Source organism: Erythrobacter sp., assembly GCF_036351135.1.
In the GTDB taxonomy this organism is placed as follows: Bacteria; Pseudomonadota; Alphaproteobacteria; order Sphingomonadales; family Sphingomonadaceae; genus Erythrobacter.
In genome coordinates, this window is sequence record NZ_JAZBON010000025.1 from 1 (window position 1) to 17,026 (window position 17,026).

16 protein-coding genes are annotated in these 17,026 nt (G+C 65.5%); 11 read left to right on the forward strand and 5 right to left on the reverse strand.

Annotated elements, in window-relative coordinates:
• Nucleotides 1–802: outer membrane protein (locus tag V2I30_RS07000; protein ID WP_330661398.1), on the reverse strand; the 802-nt coding region annotated here is incomplete at its 3' end.
• Nucleotides 803–995: 193 nt separating this feature from the next.
• Between V2I30_RS07000 and V2I30_RS07005 the strand changes: the two genes are divergently transcribed.
• The 4 genes from V2I30_RS07005 (at nucleotide 996) to V2I30_RS07020 (ending at nucleotide 4,379) form a co-directional block, all read left to right on the forward strand.
• Entirely contained in the window at nucleotides 996–2,606 is a 1,611-nt protein-coding gene (locus V2I30_RS07005; protein ID WP_330661399.1) for a long-chain fatty acid--CoA ligase, read from the forward strand.
• A 4-nt stretch (nucleotides 2,607–2,610) separates the two neighbouring features.
• On the forward strand, nucleotides 2,611–3,045 hold the full coding sequence (locus tag V2I30_RS07010) for a DUF1330 domain-containing protein (RefSeq protein ID WP_330661400.1): 435 nt from the start codon (nucleotides 2,611–2,613) through the stop codon (nucleotides 3,043–3,045).
• A 17-nt stretch (nucleotides 3,046–3,062) separates the two neighbouring features.
• Complete coding sequence (locus V2I30_RS07015; protein WP_330661401.1) at nucleotides 3,063–3,434, forward strand: STAS/SEC14 domain-containing protein; 372 nt, start codon at nucleotides 3,063–3,065, stop codon at nucleotides 3,432–3,434.
• A gap of 111 nt (nucleotides 3,435–3,545) precedes the next feature.
• A complete protein-coding gene (locus V2I30_RS07020; protein WP_330661403.1) occupies nucleotides 3,546–4,379 on the forward strand; it encodes a universal stress protein in 834 nt (277 codons plus the stop codon).
• 7 nt (nucleotides 4,380–4,386) lie between these two features.
• On the opposite strand, the gene V2I30_RS07025 is transcribed toward V2I30_RS07020, so the two are convergent.
• The 4 genes from V2I30_RS07025 to V2I30_RS07040 form a co-directional block, all read right to left on the reverse strand.
• On the reverse strand, nucleotides 4,387–5,475 hold the full coding sequence (locus V2I30_RS07025) for a PA0069 family radical SAM protein (protein ID WP_330661404.1): 1,089 nt from the start codon (nucleotides 5,473–5,475) through the stop codon (nucleotides 4,387–4,389).
• Between the two features lie 296 nt (nucleotides 5,476–5,771).
• Nucleotides 5,772–6,302, reverse strand: coding sequence for a molybdenum cofactor biosynthesis protein B (moaB, locus tag V2I30_RS07030; RefSeq protein ID WP_330661405.1), 531 nt, complete (start codon nucleotides 6,300–6,302; stop codon nucleotides 5,772–5,774).
• Between the two features lie 10 nt (nucleotides 6,303–6,312).
• Nucleotides 6,313–8,043 (reverse strand): lytic transglycosylase domain-containing protein, encoded by a 1,731-nt coding sequence (locus V2I30_RS07035; RefSeq protein ID WP_330661406.1) that lies wholly within the window; start codon nucleotides 8,041–8,043, stop codon nucleotides 6,313–6,315.
• A gap of 35 nt (nucleotides 8,044–8,078) precedes the next feature.
• Entirely contained in the window at nucleotides 8,079–8,648 is a 570-nt protein-coding gene (locus V2I30_RS07040) for a hypothetical protein (RefSeq protein ID WP_330661407.1), read from the reverse strand.
• 378 nt (nucleotides 8,649–9,026) lie between these two features.
• Between V2I30_RS07040 and V2I30_RS07045 the strand changes: the two genes are divergently transcribed.
• The 7 genes from V2I30_RS07045 to V2I30_RS07075 all read left to right on the forward strand — a co-directional run bounded on the left by V2I30_RS07045 (nucleotide 9,027) and on the right by V2I30_RS07075 (nucleotide 17,025).
• The gene (locus tag V2I30_RS07045; protein WP_330661408.1) at nucleotides 9,027–10,673 is read left to right on the forward strand and encodes an electron transfer flavoprotein-ubiquinone oxidoreductase; all 1,647 of its coding nucleotides are present in this window, start codon (nucleotides 9,027–9,029) and stop codon (nucleotides 10,671–10,673) included.
• Between the two features lie 123 nt (nucleotides 10,674–10,796).
• On the forward strand, nucleotides 10,797–11,603 hold the full coding sequence (locus V2I30_RS07050; RefSeq protein ID WP_330661409.1) for a 4-(cytidine 5'-diphospho)-2-C-methyl-D-erythritol kinase: 807 nt from the start codon (nucleotides 10,797–10,799) through the stop codon (nucleotides 11,601–11,603).
• On the forward strand, nucleotides 11,600–12,322 hold the full coding sequence (locus tag V2I30_RS07055) for an N-formylglutamate amidohydrolase (RefSeq protein ID WP_330661410.1): 723 nt from the start codon (nucleotides 11,600–11,602) through the stop codon (nucleotides 12,320–12,322). Before V2I30_RS07050 ends, V2I30_RS07055 begins: the two co-directional genes overlap by 4 nt.
• Nucleotides 12,323–12,367: 45 nt before the next feature.
• The gene (gene ilvD / locus V2I30_RS07060) at nucleotides 12,368–14,083 is read left to right on the forward strand and encodes a dihydroxy-acid dehydratase (RefSeq protein WP_330661411.1); all 1,716 of its coding nucleotides are present in this window, start codon (nucleotides 12,368–12,370) and stop codon (nucleotides 14,081–14,083) included.
• A complete protein-coding gene (locus tag V2I30_RS07065; RefSeq protein WP_330661412.1) occupies nucleotides 14,070–14,417 on the forward strand; it encodes a hypothetical protein in 348 nt (115 codons plus the stop codon). Before ilvD ends, V2I30_RS07065 begins: the two co-directional genes overlap by 14 nt.
• Complete coding sequence (locus V2I30_RS07070) at nucleotides 14,414–15,805, forward strand: NAD(P)H-hydrate dehydratase (RefSeq protein WP_330661413.1); 1,392 nt, start codon at nucleotides 14,414–14,416, stop codon at nucleotides 15,803–15,805. Before V2I30_RS07065 ends, V2I30_RS07070 begins: the two co-directional genes overlap by 4 nt.
• Nucleotides 15,802–17,025, forward strand: coding sequence for a class I SAM-dependent RNA methyltransferase (locus V2I30_RS07075; protein ID WP_330661637.1), 1,224 nt, complete (start codon nucleotides 15,802–15,804; stop codon nucleotides 17,023–17,025). Before V2I30_RS07070 ends, V2I30_RS07075 begins: the two co-directional genes overlap by 4 nt.
• Nucleotide 17,026 lies beyond the last annotated feature (1 nt).

Here is a 17,026-nt window from a genome sequence, read left to right on the forward strand (position 1 = left end):
AGACGATATACGGACCCGTGTTACACGCAGGCGCCGGCGGCGGAGGCGGCGGCGGTGCCGGAGGAGGAGGCGGCGGCGGCGGGGGAGCCGGCGGCGGGGGAGGCGGCGGCGGAGGCGGCGGCGCGGCGGCCGCGCCGAAATTGTAGAGCACGCTCGCCAGGATCGAATGGGTCTGAGCGTCGACTTCGAGCGGATCGCCGTTCGAGCCTTCGAATTCGAATTCGTCCACCACGAAATACCGGTATTTCAGCCCCAGATCGAGATTGTCGGTCACCGCGAAGCGCAGGCCGGCCAGGCCCTGATAGGCGAAGTCGGTCGCGCTGTCGTCGGCGAGCGAGCCGAGGCCAGGCACGTTCACGTCGAGATCGACCCGCGCAATGCCGACACCGCCGCCGACGAAGAACTGCACCCCGTCGTCGCTGCCGAATTCGAGCAGGCCGTTGACCATGCCGCTGATGCTGGAAAAATCGCTGTCGGGTTCGACCACGGTGCCGACCGGCACGCCTGCGCCGTTGTTCGGACTGACGATGGTGAGCGTGTCGTAGCCCTGCTGCTTGTAACCCGCTTCCGCTTCGAGCCGGAATGCGCCGAAATCGTAGCCGAAGACCGCATCGATATCGAAGCCGGTATCGGTGTCGCCGAAGGCGCCGTTTTCGGCGGGCGGGCCGACGCGGTCGATATCGACCTGGTCTTCGAGCACCACACCGCCATCGACGCCGGCGTAGAAGCGCCCCTTGCGCGCTTCGGCAGGAACGGCGACCAGCGCCGTGGTGGCGGCCAGTAGCAAAGCATATTTTGTCATGAACGGCTCTCTTCCCTCGGATGAACTTCGCGAAACGGGCTTTAAGACGGCTGAATGGCAATGGCGTGACAGACCGAAGCGCCGCGGGCAGCGGCGCCGATGCCGGTGCGAACCGGGGCTGGGAAAGCGCGATTGCCAAGGTCGGCCGCCCGCGCCATTATCGAGGGCAAACGACAACAGGAGAGAGATGAGCATGGTGACCCAGACCCTTGGAGCGATGCAGGACTGGAACATGCGGATCACGCGTGTCATCGATCACGCGGCGCGCGAGGCGGGCGGACGCGAGATCGTGACTCGCTGGGCCGATGGCAGCCAGACGCGCACCGACTGGGCCGGCATCCGGAGCGATGCGCTGAAAATGGCGCAGGCGCTGCAAGCGCTGGGCATCGAGCCGGGCGAGCGCGTGGCGAGCCTTGCGATGAACCATTCGCGCCACCTCGTCAGCTGGTATGGCGTCGCCGGCATGGGCGGGGTGCTCCACACGGTGAACCCGCGGCTGTTCGAGGACCAGCTGGAATATATCGTCAACCACGCCGAAGACCGCGTGCTCCTGTACGACGCCGCATTTCAGCCGATCGTCGACAAGATGAAGGATCGCTGGACGAGCGTTGAGCACTATATCTGCTACGATTCCGGTGAGCATGCGACCGCGTTCGAGGACTGGATCGGCGAGCAGGACGGCGATGCGCAGTGGTATGAGGGCGACGAGCGCGACCCCTGCATGATCTGCTACACCAGCGGCACCACCGGCAACCCCAAGGGTGTGCAATACGAGCACCGTTCGACGCTGATGCATGCGATCGCGGGGCTACAACCGGCGGCGTTCAACTTCTCCAGCGCCTCGGTCATGCTCCCGGTCGTCCCGATGTTCCATGCGGCAAGCTGGGGCCTCCCCTATGCGGGCGCGATGGCGGGGATCAAGTTCGTCTTTTCCGCGGTGAACGACCCCGCGGTGCTGCACGAATTGATGCTGAAGGAAGGCGTGACCGACAGCGCGGGCGTGCCGACCGTATGGCTCGCGCATTTCCAGTATTGCGACGCCGAAGGCATCGACCTGCCGCCGCTAAAGGCCGCGACCATCGGCGGATCGGCGGCGCCCAAATTCATGATCAAGCGGCTGCTCGAAAACGGCACCCGCGTCCAGCACGCCTGGGGCATGACCGAGACCAGCCCCATCGGCACGGTCGGGGGGCCGACCTGGGACTGGGATCTGCTTACCCTCGATGAGAAAGTCGAGAAATGCGCGATGCAGGGCCGCCCGATCTTCGGCGTCGAACTTCGCACCGTCGATCTCGACGACATGACCACCGAATTGCCGCGCGACGGCAAGACGAGCGGCGCGCTCCAGATCCGCGGGGCCTGGATCATCCAGCGCTATTTCAAGGCGGAAGAGGACGCGGTAAATGAGGACGGCTGGTTCGACACCGGCGATGTCGGCATCCTCCACCCCGACGGCACGTTGCAGCTTACCGACCGGACGAAGGACGTCATCAAGTCGGGCGGCGAATGGATCAGCTCGGTCGAGCTGGAGAACGCCGCTTGCGGGCACCCGGCGGTTGCCGAGGCGGCCTGCGTCGGGATGTATCATCCCAAATGGGACGAGCGCCCCGTCCTGTTCGTCATCAAGAAGGACGGCGCGGACTGTTCGAGCGAAGAGATCGTCGAATATCTGCGGCCCCAGGTCGCCAAATGGTGGCTGCCCGACGCGGTCGAATTCGTCGACGACATCCCGCACACCGCGACCGGCAAGATCAGCAAGAAGGACCTGCGCGACCGCTTCTCCGACTACAAGCTGGAGGCGTGAGGCCGTGAGCGAAACCTATATCGATCCCTCGCCCGCCAATTTCCAGGCGTTCAAGGATCTGCCGCGCGATCAGCCGATCCATATGCTCAACCTGCTGCGCTACCGCGACGATGCGCAATACCCGGATGGCCATGAGCATCACGGCAAGGGCTGGTCTGGCAGGCGGGCCTACGAGGAATACGGCAAGACCAGCGGACCGATCTTCCGGCGCGTGGGCGGCGCAATCGTGTGGCGCGGCGCGTTCCAGACGATGGTGACCGGACCGGAGGCGGAGAACTGGGACGACGGCTTCGTCGCGCAATATCCCAATGCGGGCGCGTTCTTCGAGATGATCAAGGAGCCCGACTATCAAAAGGCGGTCGTCAACCGAACCGCCGCGCTGATCGACAGCCGCCTGATGCGCTTCAAGCCAGGCGAGGGTGGTGCAGGCTTCGGATAGGCTCGAAGGAGCGACAGGTGCAATCGGACATCACTACGCGCGGCGACACCGCGCTTATCGACATTACTTTCGGCTCCAAGATCGATCGCGCCGAGGTCGGGGCGATGGCGGAGCTGGTCGAGGACGCGACGGAAACGCATGATGAACTGCGCCTGTTGCTCGATCTGACCGCGACGGATGAGATCGCGGTGGGCGCGATGGTTTCGCCCGAGGGCGCGCTGGTCAGCTTTAAATCGATCGATCCGGTCCAGCGATACGCTGTGGTCGGCGCCCCGGCAATTGCGGCGGGAGCCGTGGAGCTGTTCGGCAAGCTCCTGCCGCTGGAGTCGCGTGCTTTCGATCCGAACGCAAAAGAGGAAGCGCGCCGCTGGGCTTTCGCGCCCGATTGACCCAACCCGCGACGAATGCCGCGTCCGGCAGATGAGTTGCGCTATTGCAAATCAATTGCGTCCTCCGTGCCTTAGCTGTAACTATTGCCGCACAGATCGAAGGGACCCCCGATGAGTATCAAATCCATCGCCGTAGCAACCGATTTCAGCGCCCGCGCTGATCGCGCGATCGACCGGGCCAAGATACTGCGCGACCAGTTCGGCGCGCAATTGCACCTGATCCACGCGACCAATCTTGCCGACGACGATCCGCCCGACATGGCGGATATGGACCGGCGGATGTGCGCCGCGTCGGGATTGTCGTCGGACGAGAAGGGTGTAGAATTCGCCTTCCCATCCGGTTCGCCGCCAAAAGCGATCGCAAAGGCCTGCGCGAACTGCGATGCGGATGTCCTCGCGCTCGGCCCAGCACGGTACAACACGATCGGCGATTTCTTCCTCGGAACCGCGGTCGACCACATTCTGCGCAACGCCGACCTGCCCGTGCTCGTCGTAAAGTCCCGCGCCCATGCCCCCTATGACAGGATCATCGCGGGCACCGACTATTCGGATGCGTCGGCGCACGCGATCATTCGCGCCGCGCGCATGTTTCCCGACGCGAAGGTCCATATCGTCCACGCCTGGGAAGTGGCGTTCCAGGCGTTCAACAAGGACGCGCATGTCGCCGGACAGACGCAGGACGACGAGCAGCGCCAGATGAAGGACTTCCTCGCCAAGCTGCGGGAAAAGGAGCCGCGGCTCGCCGAAGCGACCTTTCAGCTCGTCCGCGGCAACACGATCAGCGCGCTGCGCGAAGCCCTGCAGAAAGACCCGAACGCGCTGGTCGTTCTCGGCAGCCACGGCGAGAGCGGGTTCAAACAGGCGACGATCGGCAGCGTGACCAGCGAACTGCTGCGCTATCTCGAAGGCGACACGCTGGTGATCAACACGAAGGATGCGGAATAGGCGCTCGTCACAGCAGCCGCATCTGACCGCCGATCTCGGGTGGGCGGAAGTGCGAGCAGTCCAGCTCGAACTGTCCTTTGCCGATGCCCGCCTTCTTGCAGGCGACGCGGAAACGGGCGCGCAGGAGGTCGGCCCAGACGCCTTGCGGGTTGAGGCGCGAGAAGAATTGCGGATCGTTGTCCTTGCCGTCGCGGATCGAGCGCACGATGCTCATCACCTTGCCCGCGCGCTCGGGGAAATGGACGTCGAGCCATTCGCGGAAGAGCGGCGCCACTTCGTGCGGAAGGCGCAGCGGGATCCAGCCGACGCTGCGTACGCTGAGTTCGCCCGCGCGCGCGACAATCTCCTCTAGAAATTGGTCGGTGATCGAGGGGATGATCGGCGAGATCGAGCAATGGACCGGCACGCCCGCCTCGACCAAGCGGCCGAGCGCGGCGAGCCGTTTGGCGGGGGCGGGGCAGCGAGGCTCGAGCTTGCTGGACAGCCTTGCGTCGAGGCTCGTTACCGAAATTGCCACCGCGATCAGCCGCTTGGCCGCCATCTCTGCGATCAGGTCGAGATCACGCAGCACGCGGTCCGACTTGGTCGTGATGGTCACCGGATGGCAGGCGTCGAGGCACACTTCGAGCACCTCGCGCGTGATGCGATAGCGCCCCTCGATCGGCTGATAGGGATCTGTGTTCGTGCCCATTGCGATCGGGCGGGCCGCATATTTGCGCTTCGCCAGCGTCTCGCGCAGCAGCCGCGCCGCGTCGGGTTTGGCGAAGAGCTGCGTTTCGAAATCGAGCCCGGGCGATAGGTCGTGATAGGCGTGGGTGGGCCGCGCGAAGCAATAGATGCAGCCATGTTCGCACCCGCGATAGGGGTTGATCGAACGGTCGAAGGCGATGTCGGGCGACTGGTTGAAGGAGAGGATCGTCTTGGGGCGCTCCTCGGTGACGGTGGTGCGCAGTTTCACCGGCGGCCCGTCCAGCGCCTCGACATGATCGCGCCAGTCGCCGTCGGTCTCACGCGTGGCGAGGCCGAAACGCGTCGAGACATGCCCGGAAGCAGCGCCGCGCCCGCGCTCGGCATCTGGGTGATCGGGACTCCGCATGAGCGGAACATATATAGAACAAAGAGGCCGGCGCCACCAAATTCGTCATTACGAGCGACCGAAGCGAGCGCGGCAATCCATGGACCCATGGGGATGTTCAGACGGATGGCCCATGGGTTGGTTCGTCGTTTCACTCCTGGCAATGACGAACAGGTGAAAACGCTTTCCTACGCACGGGTCGAAAGCGCATTACTCACTCCATGATCCGGCACCAGAGAGCCCCACAAACCGCAGCGCGGAAATCGAACGCCAGGACAGTGTTCCATGTGTTCCATCCTGTAGGAATGGCGCTTTGGTCAGCGCTCCCGAAGGCGGGGCATCAGGTCGACGAAGTTGCACGGGGCGTTGCGGCTGTCGAGCTGCTCGGCGAGGATGCCGTCCCAGCCATCCTTGACCGCGCCGTTGGAGCCGGGGAGCACGAAGATGTAGGTGCCGCGCGCGACGATTGCGCAGGCGCGCGACTGGACGGTGCTGGTGCCGATGCTCTTGTAGCTGAGCCAGCGGAACAGCTCGCCGAAGCCGGGGATGGGTCGCGCGCCCTCGATGCGTTCCAGCGCCTCGGGCGTGACGTCGCGGCCGGTGAGGCCGGTACCGCCGGTGCTGACGATAGCGTCTATCGCCGGGTCGTCGATCCAGCGGTCGAATTGCCGGACCAGCGATCCAGCATCGTCGGCGACAATCTCGCGCGCGACGAGGTTGTGTCCGGCGCGCTCGATCCGCTCGCACAGGATGTCGCCCGAACTGTCGGTTTCGGGCGTGCGGGTGTCGGAGACGGTGAGGACCGCGATACCGACGGGGATGAAGGTCTTGCTTTCGTCGATCGCCACGCTTGGAGCCCTATCGCGCCGCGGCCGAACGGCGCGCGTGGGCCTGCGGAAAGCGCGGCCATTCGCCGCGCACGAGCGCATGGCGGCTGGGCGAGGGCACGCCGGCGGCGCGCTCGTACATCCAGTAATTGCGCATCACGATCGCGACATAGCCGCGCGTCTCCCAATAGGGTATCGATTCCATCCAGAGCAGCGGGTCGCCCTGATCGTTGATCTCGTAGTTCCAGCGCTCGACCGGGGTGAGCCCGGCATTGTAGGCGGCCATGATCTTGGGCAGCAGGCCCTGAGTCGCGCTCGAATCGCGCAGCATTTCAAGATGTTGCTGGCCATAGGCTAGGTTCACTTCGGGATCGTTCAGATCGGCATAGCTCGCGCCCAGATTGAGCTGGCGGTTATGGTCGCGCGCCGTGCCCGGCATGATCTGCATGAGCCCGCGGGCATTGGCCGGGCTGACCGCGGCGGCGCGGAAATTGCTCTCCTGCAGGGCGTGGGCGAAGGCGAGCGAGGGGTCGACCCGCCAGCCAGTGCTCGGTTGCCAGCGGGCGACCGGGAAGCGCAGCGCCGGATCCGCGCTCTGGCCGTAGGGCGCGTTGCTCGCCATGAAGAGCTGCGTCGAAGGCAGGCCGAGCTCGCGCGCAAGCCGGGCGAGCGCCGGGTAGTTGCCCGACGGCCCGATGCGCACCTCGTGCCGCAGCACTTGGTCGGCGAGGCCCTGCCGCCCGATCTCCGCCAGCGCCGCCGCGGTGCGGATGTTGGAGCGATGCTGGAGCGCCGCCCAATCCTCGCCGTCGAAAGGCTCGGCGGGCGCGGCGGCGGGAGTTTCGATACCCTGCTGGTCGATGGCGAGCATGCCGTAAAGCGTCTCGTCGAACCGCGCGGCGCCAGCGAGATGCGGCTGCGCGGCGTCGGGCCGGCGGCAGCGAATGAGCGCGCGGTGCGCCCAGTAATGCGCGGCGGCGGTGAGCTCGATATTGGTCGATCCCTGCGCGGCTCGCGCGAAAGCGTCGCTTGCGAGGTCGCAATCGCCCAGGCGCCAAGCGGCCAGTCCCGCGACCCATTCGCCCTCAGCGACCCAGGGGCCGGTGCCTTCCCCAACCGTGCGCGCCATCGCGAGTGCGGCGCGGTCGTCATTCTCGATATAGAAGCTCCAGGCGACGCGCTGGCGCCATTCCGCGCGGGCGGCGGAGCTGAGGCCGTTTTCGGCTTCGGCGAGCAAGGCGCGCGCGGTATAGGGATCGTCGCCCCGGATCGCTTCAAGAATGGCGGCGCTGGTGGCATCGGAAATCGAACCGTCGCGCACCGGGCGGGGCCGCATCCGTTTGGAAGGACCGGGCTGGCGCGACAGGCGCTGGCTTTGCGGGAGCATCGGAAGCATCTCGAGCCCGCGATTGAGGCCGATGCGCCCGATCTGTTCGGCCTGCGGGAGCTCGACGCCGAGATCGAACCAGTCGGCGACCTGACCTGCGCTCACCTTCGGGCTGTTGGCGTGGGTGTAATATTCGGCAAGCGCCACCTGATAGAGCGGGCTGGCCGGATAGAGACCGAGCCCCTCGCGCACCGCGTCCCAGTTCTCGGCATCGATGGCCGCGAACAAGCGGCGATAATGCGCGCGTTCCTCTTCGTTCAGCACGGCCGGCACTGCGCTGTTGGCGAGCGCGTCTTCGTCCCAGTTGGCCACCATGCTCGAAGGCTGCGCCGCCGCTGGAGCAACGGCGACGACGGACGCTGTGAATACGATCATGGAAGCGCAAATTCGGCGAATGCGTACAGACTTCATCATCGCTGCACCGTGAAATCTTGCGACCATTCGATCCATCTCCGCCATAGACGCGCCTTCAACCGCGGCATCGCGATCAGGCTTTCGAGCCCCTCGCTCACCATCAGCGGAATGCTGCGCCCCTTGTGGTTAATATTGTCCAAACCGGAAATATCCTGCGCCGTGCTGTGCCCGATTAGCGGTGCAAGCCCTGTGCCGAGCGCTAGCACCCGTTGCGGCGCGGCGAGCGCGATATGATGCAGGGTAACCGCATCCATACCGCCCGCCGCCAGCCGGACCGTGTCGGCCATCGGCGTGTGGCGGGGAAGCGACGAGGCGAGATAGACTTCGCTTTCGGCAAGACCTGCGGCAGCGAGGAACGCGGCGAGGAGCCGGCCCTGCGGTCCATCCAGCAGCCGCTCGCGATCGCCCTCCTCGGGATCGGTCACCAGAACCATCAGCGCCGCCCCCAGCGTCCCGCGCGGCGGCACGCGCCCGCGAGGCCCGATCGCGTCGAGCCCCGGCGCCTCCAGCCACCAGCTCCGGAATGCGGCGAGATCGCGGGGCGGATCGTCGCCGAGCAGGTCCACCCGCTCTTGCGGTGCAGGGTTCGGGACCGGTCGCTCGGCGACCTTCGCAGTTTCGCGAGAGGGCGCGTTGCCGGCTTGCCCATCCGTTCGGCCGGATGATTTTGGGGCTTGGTCGTGCTCCGCTTCCGCAAGCCAATTCCTGGCTTGGTCGGCAAAATCGCAGTCCACTCCGGCCGCACGCCACCAACCCATCGTCGCGTCAAATTCGGCGGCAAGATCGGCGGCGGGCGGGGGGTTGGGCGCGTTCATGTTGTTTTCGCGGCAGGTCTTGACTGTCCACCCTGCGCTCCGCAAGTGCAATGCAACAGGATAGTCTCCATATTTTTCGCAGCGTCCCCATGTAGAAGGCGCTGACAGATCATCGGGATACAAAAGCTCATGAGCGAACGCGAATCAATGCCTTGCGACGTCGTGATTGTGGGTGGCGGGGTTGCCGGCCTCTCCGCCGCGATCCGGCTGAAGCAGATCAACGAGGAACTCGAGGTCGTCGTTCTCGAAAAAGGATCGGAGATCGGCGCGCACATCCTTTCGGGCGCTGTGGTCGACCCCAAGGCATTGGACGAGCTCCTGCCCGACTGGCGCGACATGGATTGCCCGATGGCCGAGACGCCGGTGACGGACAATTGGCACTGGGTGCTGAGCAAAAATGGCAAGACCTCGCTGCCCCACGCGATCATGCCCCCGCTGATGAGCAACAAAGGCTGCTACACCGGCTCGCTCGGCAATCTGACGCGCTGGCTTGGCGAACAAGCCGAGGGTTTGGGCGTCATGGTCTTTCCCGGGTTCCCCGCCGCCGCGCCGATTTTTGACGAGGATGGTCGTATCGGCGGGGTCGTTACGCAAGATATGGGCATCGCCGCCGATGGCAGCCAGAAGGCCGACTATCAGCCCGGAATGGAGATTCAGGCGAAATACACCTTCTTTGCCGAAGGCGCGCGCGGGAACCTCACCAAGGTGATGAAGGCGCGCTTCGATCTCGAAGCCGATTGCCAGCCGCAGATATACGGCCTCGGGGTCAAGGAATTGTGGGACATCGACCCTGAAAAGCACGTGCCGGGCCGCGTCATCCATACACAGGGCTGGCCGCTCACCGAAAGTGATAGCTGGGGCGGAGGCTTTCTCTACCATCAGGCGAATGGCCAGGTCGCTTTGGGCTTTGTCACTGCGCTCGATTACCGCAACCCCTGGGTCTCGCCCTATCATGAATTCCAGCGCTGGAAGCACCACCCGGCGATCCGCGAATATCTCGAAGGCGGCAAGCGCGTCTCCTATGGCGCGCGAGCGATCAACGAAGGCGGCTGGCAGTCGGTGCCCAAGCTCACCTTCCCCGGCGGCGCGCTGATCGGCTGTGCGGCGGGCTTCGTCAACGTGCCCCGGATCAAGGGGAGCCACACCGCGATGAAGAGCGGCATGCTTGCAGCCGAAAGCGCCGCCGCCGCTATCGCCGACGGCCACGAGAAGACCGAGCTTGCCGATTACGACGCGGCGGTGCGCTCGAGCTGGATCGCGGACGAATTGAAGAAGGTCCAGAACGCGCAGCCCGCGGTCGCCAAATATGGCGGCGATATCGGCACCGCGCTGGCCGGCGTCGACATGTGGATGCGCACGCTCAAGATCGGCCTGCCGATCAGCATGGGCCATCACCGCGACTACACCATGACCGGCCGCGCCGATCTCTATCCGAAGATCGACTACCCCAAGCCCGATGGCGAGATCAGCTTCGATAAGCTGACGAACGTCGCCTACAGCTACACCAACCATGCCGAAGACCAGCCGGTCCACCTGCAGGTCGGCGATCTCGAATTGCAGCGCGAGAGCGAGCTCGAAGTCTATGGTGGACCTTCGGCCCGCTACTGCCCGGCAGGGGTCTACGAATGGGTGATCGAAGAGGGGCAGGAGCCCAAATTCGTGATCAACTCGCAAAACTGCGTCCACTGCAAGACCTGCGACATCAAGGACCCGAACCAGAACATCAACTGGGTGACGCCCGAAGGCGGCGGCGGTCCGAACTATCCGAATATGTGATGGGTTCCGTCGCTTCGTTCGTCATTGCGAGGAGCGAAGCGACGCGGCAATCCCGAGCTGCCGCGCGCTTTGCACCGAAGTGCTTCGCTTCGCTCGCAATGACGAGAGAGGTTGGAAAACCCCTTGAAAGAAACCGCTTACGCCAAGATCAACCTCGCGCTGCATGTTCGCGCGCGGCGGGAGGATGGCTATCACGAGATCGAAACGCTGTTCGCCTTCGTCAATGCAGGGGATGTGCTCGTCGCAAGGGCGTCGCAGCAGGACCGCGTGACAGCAGTGGGCGCGTTTGCGAGCGGCATCGAAGACTCTTTCGACAATCTGGTCGCGAAAGCATTGTCCGTTCTCCCGCGTCCCCAGGGCCTCGATGTGACGCTCGAAAAGAACCTGCCGGTTGCCGCGGGCCTTGGCGGAGGATCGGCGGATGCAGCGGCGATGTTTCGCATCGTCGAGCAAATGCATGGCCTGCCCGATGACTGGCCCCGGCGAGCCGCCCAGCTTGGTGCCGACGTCCCTTGCTGTGTGCGCAGCGAGCTGGCGATTGGGCGCGGGACGGGCACGCAGCTCGAACCGATCGAAAACGACATGACGGGCATGGCGGTGCTGCTGGTCAATCCACGCACGGCGCTCGCCACCGGCCCGGTCTTTGGAGCATGGGACGGGCAGGATCGCGGCGGTCTTCCCGAAGGCTCCGCTCGCCAGATCGCCCGGGAAGGCCGCAACGACCTGCGTGCGCCCGCTATTGCCCGATGCCCGGCCATCGCCGACATATTGAGCGCGCTTGGGGAAACCGATCCCTGGATATGCGAGATGTCGGGTTCGGGCGCGACCTGCTTTGCACTTTACGAAAGCGACGAAGCGCGCGACCGGGCCGCCGAAGCGATCGCGCAGGCCGAGCAGAATTGGTGGATGATGATGGGGAAGCTGCGATGATCGATGGCCAGGTATACAAGCAGATCGGCGGATCGGTGCGCGGCGGGCTTGTCTGCGTCGCCGACCATGCCTCCAACTTCGTGCCGGACGAAGTGGTGCTCGGCATCGCGCCCGAACTGCTCGAGACGCATATCGCGCTCGACATCGGGGTCGCGGGCATCGCCGAGCGACTGGCGCGGCGACACGCGATCCCAGCCCATCTGGCGCAGATCAGCCGCCTCGTGGTCGATCTCCACCGCGAGGAGGACAACGAAGCCGTGGTGCCGACCAGCAGCGACGGGCACCTCATTCCCGGCAATATCGGCGCGAATGTCGAAGCGCGGTTGCAGCGTTACCATCGGCCCTACCATGAAGCGCTTGCCCGTTGGCTCGAAGCCGCTTCGCCCGACCTCATCCTCTCGCTGCACAGCTTCACCCCGCGTCTGGAAAGCGCCGGCGAGGACCGGCCCTGGGAAGTCGCGCTGCTCTACAACAATGACGACCGCGCGGCGCGCCATGCCATTCGCCTGTTCGGCGAACAGGGATTGAATGTCGGCGACAACGAACCCTATTCCGGCCGCGAGCTGAACGCGACCATGAACCGCCATGCCGAGGCGCATGGCCGCCATTATTGCGCGATCGAGATCCGGCAGGACCTGATCACTACTCGCGCCGACCAGTCGCGCTGGGCCGCGATGATCGCCGATGTCTGCGGCAGGGTTGCGCTGGCGCTGCTGTAACGGCAGGGCAGGCCTGACACACGGCGATCGGATCGGGGAACAGCCATGCCATTCGACAAGTCCAAACTGCCAAGCCGCCACGTTTCGGTCGGCCCGGAACGCGCGCCGCACCGTTCCTATTATTACGCGATGGGGATGAGCGAGGAGGAGATCGCGCGCCCCTTCGTCGCGGTCGCCAGCGCCGGCAACGATTCTGCACCCTGCAACACCATGCTCGACCGGCAGGCCGATATCTGCCGCGAAGGCGTGGTCGAAGGCGGAGGCACCCCGCGCCGGTTCAATACCATCACCGTTACTGATGGCATCGCGATGGGGCATCAGGGCATGAAAAGCTCGCTGGTCAGCCGCGAGGTGATAGCCGACAGCGTCGAGCTTTCTGTGCGAGGGCATTGCTACGATGCGCTGGTTGGCTTCGCCGGATGCGACAAGAGCCTGCCCGGCATGATGATGGCGATGCTGCGGCTGAACGTGCCCTCGATCTTCGTCTATGGCGGCTCGATCTTGCCCGGCACCTACAAGGGCGAGGACGTCACGGTCGTCGATGTGTTCGAGGCGGTCGGTCAGCATGCGGCGGGATCCTGCCCGTTGCAGGAGCTAATCGCGCTGGAGAAGGTCGCGTGCCCGGGCCATGGCGCATGCGGCGGTCAGTTTACCGCCAACACCATGGCCTGCGTCGGCGAAGCGATCGGATTGTCCCTGCCCAACAGCAACATGGCGCCTGCTCCTTATAAATCGCGCGAGGAGGTGGCGAGGGCCGCCGGCAAGCAGGTCATGGCGTTGCTCGAGCAAAATCTGCGCCCGCGCGACATCTGCACGCGCGCCGCTTTCGAGAACGCCGCCCGCGTTGTCGCGGCGACCGGTGGTTCGACCAATGCCGCGCTGCACCTGCCTGCCATGGCGAGTGAGGCGGGCATCGCGTTCGATCTGTTCGACGTTGCCGAGATTTTTAAGTCGACGCCCTATATCGCCGACCTCAAGCCGGGCGGGAGATATGTCGCCAAGGACATGCACGAGGCGGGCGGGGTCTATATGGGCATGAGGACACTGCTCGATGGCGGCTTCCTCGATCCCGAACCCATGACCGTCACCGGCAAGACACTGGGCGAGAATATCGAGGAGATCACCTGGAATCCGGACCAGAAGGTCTTCTACGAAGTCGCCAACCCGATCACCGCGACCGGCGGGGTCGTCGGGCTCAAGGGCTCGCTCGCGCCGGACGGGGCCATCGTGAAGGTCGCGGGGATGGAACGGCTCCAATTCGCCGGGCCGGCGCGGGTTTTCGAATGCGAGGAGGATGCCTTCGCCGCGGTGGAAGCGCGTGACATCGCCGAGGGCAGCGTCATCGTCATCCGCTACGAGGGTCCCAAGGGCGGCCCCGGTATGCGCGAAATGCTCGCCACCACCGCCGCGCTGTATGGTCAGGGCATGGGCGAGAAGGTTGCGCTCATCACCGACGGGCGGTTTTCCGGGGCCACGCGCGGTTTCTGCATCGGCCATGTCGGCCCCGAAGCCGCCGATGGCGGACCGATCGCGCTGGTCGAGGACGGCGACACTATCCGCATCGACGCCGAGGCCGGAACGATCGATCTGGACGTAGACGACAAGGTGCTCGAGGAGCGGCGCGGGCGCTGGCAACCGCGCACAAACGACTACCAGTCGGGCGCCTTGTGGCGCTATGCACAGAATGTGGGGCCTGCCTATCAGGGGGCACTGACCCATCCGGGCGCGGCATCGGAAACCCATGTCTTTGCGGATATCTAGCGCGGTCGGCTTTGCTCTTGCCGTCTCGGCTTGCGGCGATCCCGTCAGCCCTGCGCCCGAGGGCGAAATAGTCGAATGCGCTTTTGCCGGATCGAGCGAGCTCGCGCCGCAATGCGTGTTCGAGCGAACCGGCGCGGAAAGCTTCACAATCCACCACCCGGACGGAAGTTTCAGAAGGATGGGATTCGATGCCGCGGGCCGGATGCCGATGATAGTCGACGGCGCGGAAATGGTCTTCAGCACCGAACGGGTGAGCGAGCGTTCGATCGAATTCGAGATTGGTACAGCGCGCTATCGCATGCCGCGCGACCTGCTAGTGGCGCCGGATCGATGAGCGCAAACCAGATACTTACCGCCGAGCAGATGGGGGCTGCCGAACGGGCGCTGTTCGACGCGGGCACGAGCGAGTTCGAGCTGATGCAGGAGGCCGCGGGCGGCGCCGCTGAATGGATCAGACGCATCGCCTGCGGACGCAGCGTCACGGTGCTGTGCGGGCCGGGCAACAATGGCGGCGACGGCTATGTGATCGCGCAGTTGCTGCGCCGAGTGGGCAATGCGGTGCGCATTATCGCCCCCGTGCCGCCGTCGACCGAGACGGCGCGTCAGGCACGCGATCTGTGGGGCGCGGACGTGCAGACCTCGGATGGCGGTCGGCGCGGCGACGTCTTCGTCGACTGCCTGTTCGGATCGGGCCTTTCGCGACCTCTGAGCGGCGAGCACGCCTTGCTGCTGCGCGACCTTGCGCACCGTCACGATTACCGGGTTGCAATCGACGTACCATCGGGCATCGCCAGCGACACGGGCGAAGTGCTCAATGAAAGGGTGCCGCGCTTCGATTTGACGCTGGCGCTGGGCGCTTGGAAGTTCGCGCATCATTTGCTTCCCGGACGGCGACTTATGGGAGCGACGCGCCTCGTTCCTCTGGGGATTGCGGCACAGGATGATGCGTCTCGCCTCATCGAAAAGCCCGAGATCGCGCCGCCCCGCTTCGATGCGCATAAATACCGGCGCGGTCTCGCGGTCATCGTCGCCGGCGCAATGCCCGGTGCCCCGCAGCTCGCCGCCGCCGCTGCGATGCGGGCAGGCGCCGGCTATGTGAAGCTGTGGGACCGAAGCGAGGAGGCTGGCGCCGATCCCTCGCTGGTGGTCGAAAGCGGTGAACTGACCGAAGCACTGTCCGACGAGCGCATTTCAGCGGTGCTCATTGGGCCGGGCCTCGGCCGCGACGCCCGAGCCGAGGAGAGGCTGCAAACGGCGCTCGCCGCCGAGCGTGCGCTCGTCTGCGATGCCGATGCCTTGCACCTCCTCACGCCTGAAATACGCGGGGAAGCGGGGCCGATCATCGCCACGCCGCACGATGGCGAACTTGATGCGTTGTGTCGCCGCTTCCCCGTGATGGCGGGTACGCGGATGGAGAGAGTGCGCGCGCTCGCCCGCATTTCCGATATGGTGGTCGTCGCGAAGGGCCCAGACACCCTCATAGCCGCGCCCGACGGTCGCCAGGCGATTGCCCCGCCTGCGCCCACCTGGCTTTCCATCGCTGGAACGGGCGATGTCCTTGCCGGGATTATCGTGAGTCGCGCCGCGACCGGACGTCCGCCATTCGAAGCGGCCTGCGAGGCGGTGTGGCTGCATGGAGCGGCGGCGCGCCTGGCAAGTCCAGCGTTCACGCCGGACGAACTTGTGAGAACCATCCCGCAGGCGGTCGCCCGGTGCCTTTGAACGCGCGCGAACCCATCGTGCGGATCGCGGCGCGCGGCGACGGGGTCACTGCGAGCGGACGGCATGCTGCGCGCGGTCTGCCCGGCGATGTGCTGCGCGAAGACGGTTCGCTCGAAGAGGGGCCGCACCATGTCGAGCCCCCCTGTCGCCATTTTTCGGCTCGCGGCGGGGCGGGTTGCGGAGGATGCGAATTGCAGCATGCGGACGAAGCCGCCCTGCGCACCTTTGTCGAGCAGCGCGTGCGCGGCGCCGCCGAGGGACAGGCGATTGACGCGCGCGAGTGGCTCGATGCGCATCTCTCGCCCGCAAACTCCCGTCGCCGCGCAACTCTCCATGCCATGCGCACCGCCGGGGCCGCGGTCATCGGCTTTCGCGAGGCGGGATCGCACCGCATCGTCGACATGCGTGAATGCCACGTGCTCGAGCCCACGCTGACCGCGCTCGTCGCCCCCTTGCGCGACTTCGTTGCCGAACACGGACCGCGCGGGGGCGTCGATCTGACGCTGGCGACCTGCGACCAGGGAGTCGATGTCGGGCTCGTCCGTTTCCCGCTCGAGGGACTGGCAGCGACAGAGGCGGCGCTCGGATTCGCCCGAGAGCACGCGCTGGCCCGGCTGACATTCGATCAGGGTTACGGGCCGGAAACCGTATGGGAGCCCGAGCCTGTCACCATCAACCTATCCGGTCTTCCGGTTGCCCTGCCGCCGGGCGCTTTTCTTCAGGCGACCGCCGATGCCGAGGCGCGGCTTACCGCGGATGCGAGCGAATGGATCGACGATGCCGGTATCGTCGCGGATCTTTTCTCGGGGCTCGGCACCTTCGCCTTCGCACTGGCCCGGGCGGGCGGCACGGGGTGCAAGGTGCTGGCTGTGGAAGCCGACCGTGCGGCGCATCTCGCCTGCACGGCTGCAGCATCGCATAGTGGGGGCAGGGTCATCGCTCTCCACCGCGACCTCTTCCGCAACCCCTTGCAGGTCGATGAGCTCGACAGGTTCGACGCCGTGCTGCTCGATCCGCCGCGCGCCGGCGCCCGTGCACAGGTAGCCGAGATTGCGCAGAGCAAGGTGCCGCGCGTGGTCTATGTCAGCTGCAATCCCTCAAGCTGGGCGCGCGATGCGGCGCAGCTCACCCAGACTGGAATGCGGCTTGTCAAGGTGCGAACGGTCGGACAGTTCCGTTGGTCGACCCATGTCGAGCTGGTCAGCCTGTTCGAGCGCTGAG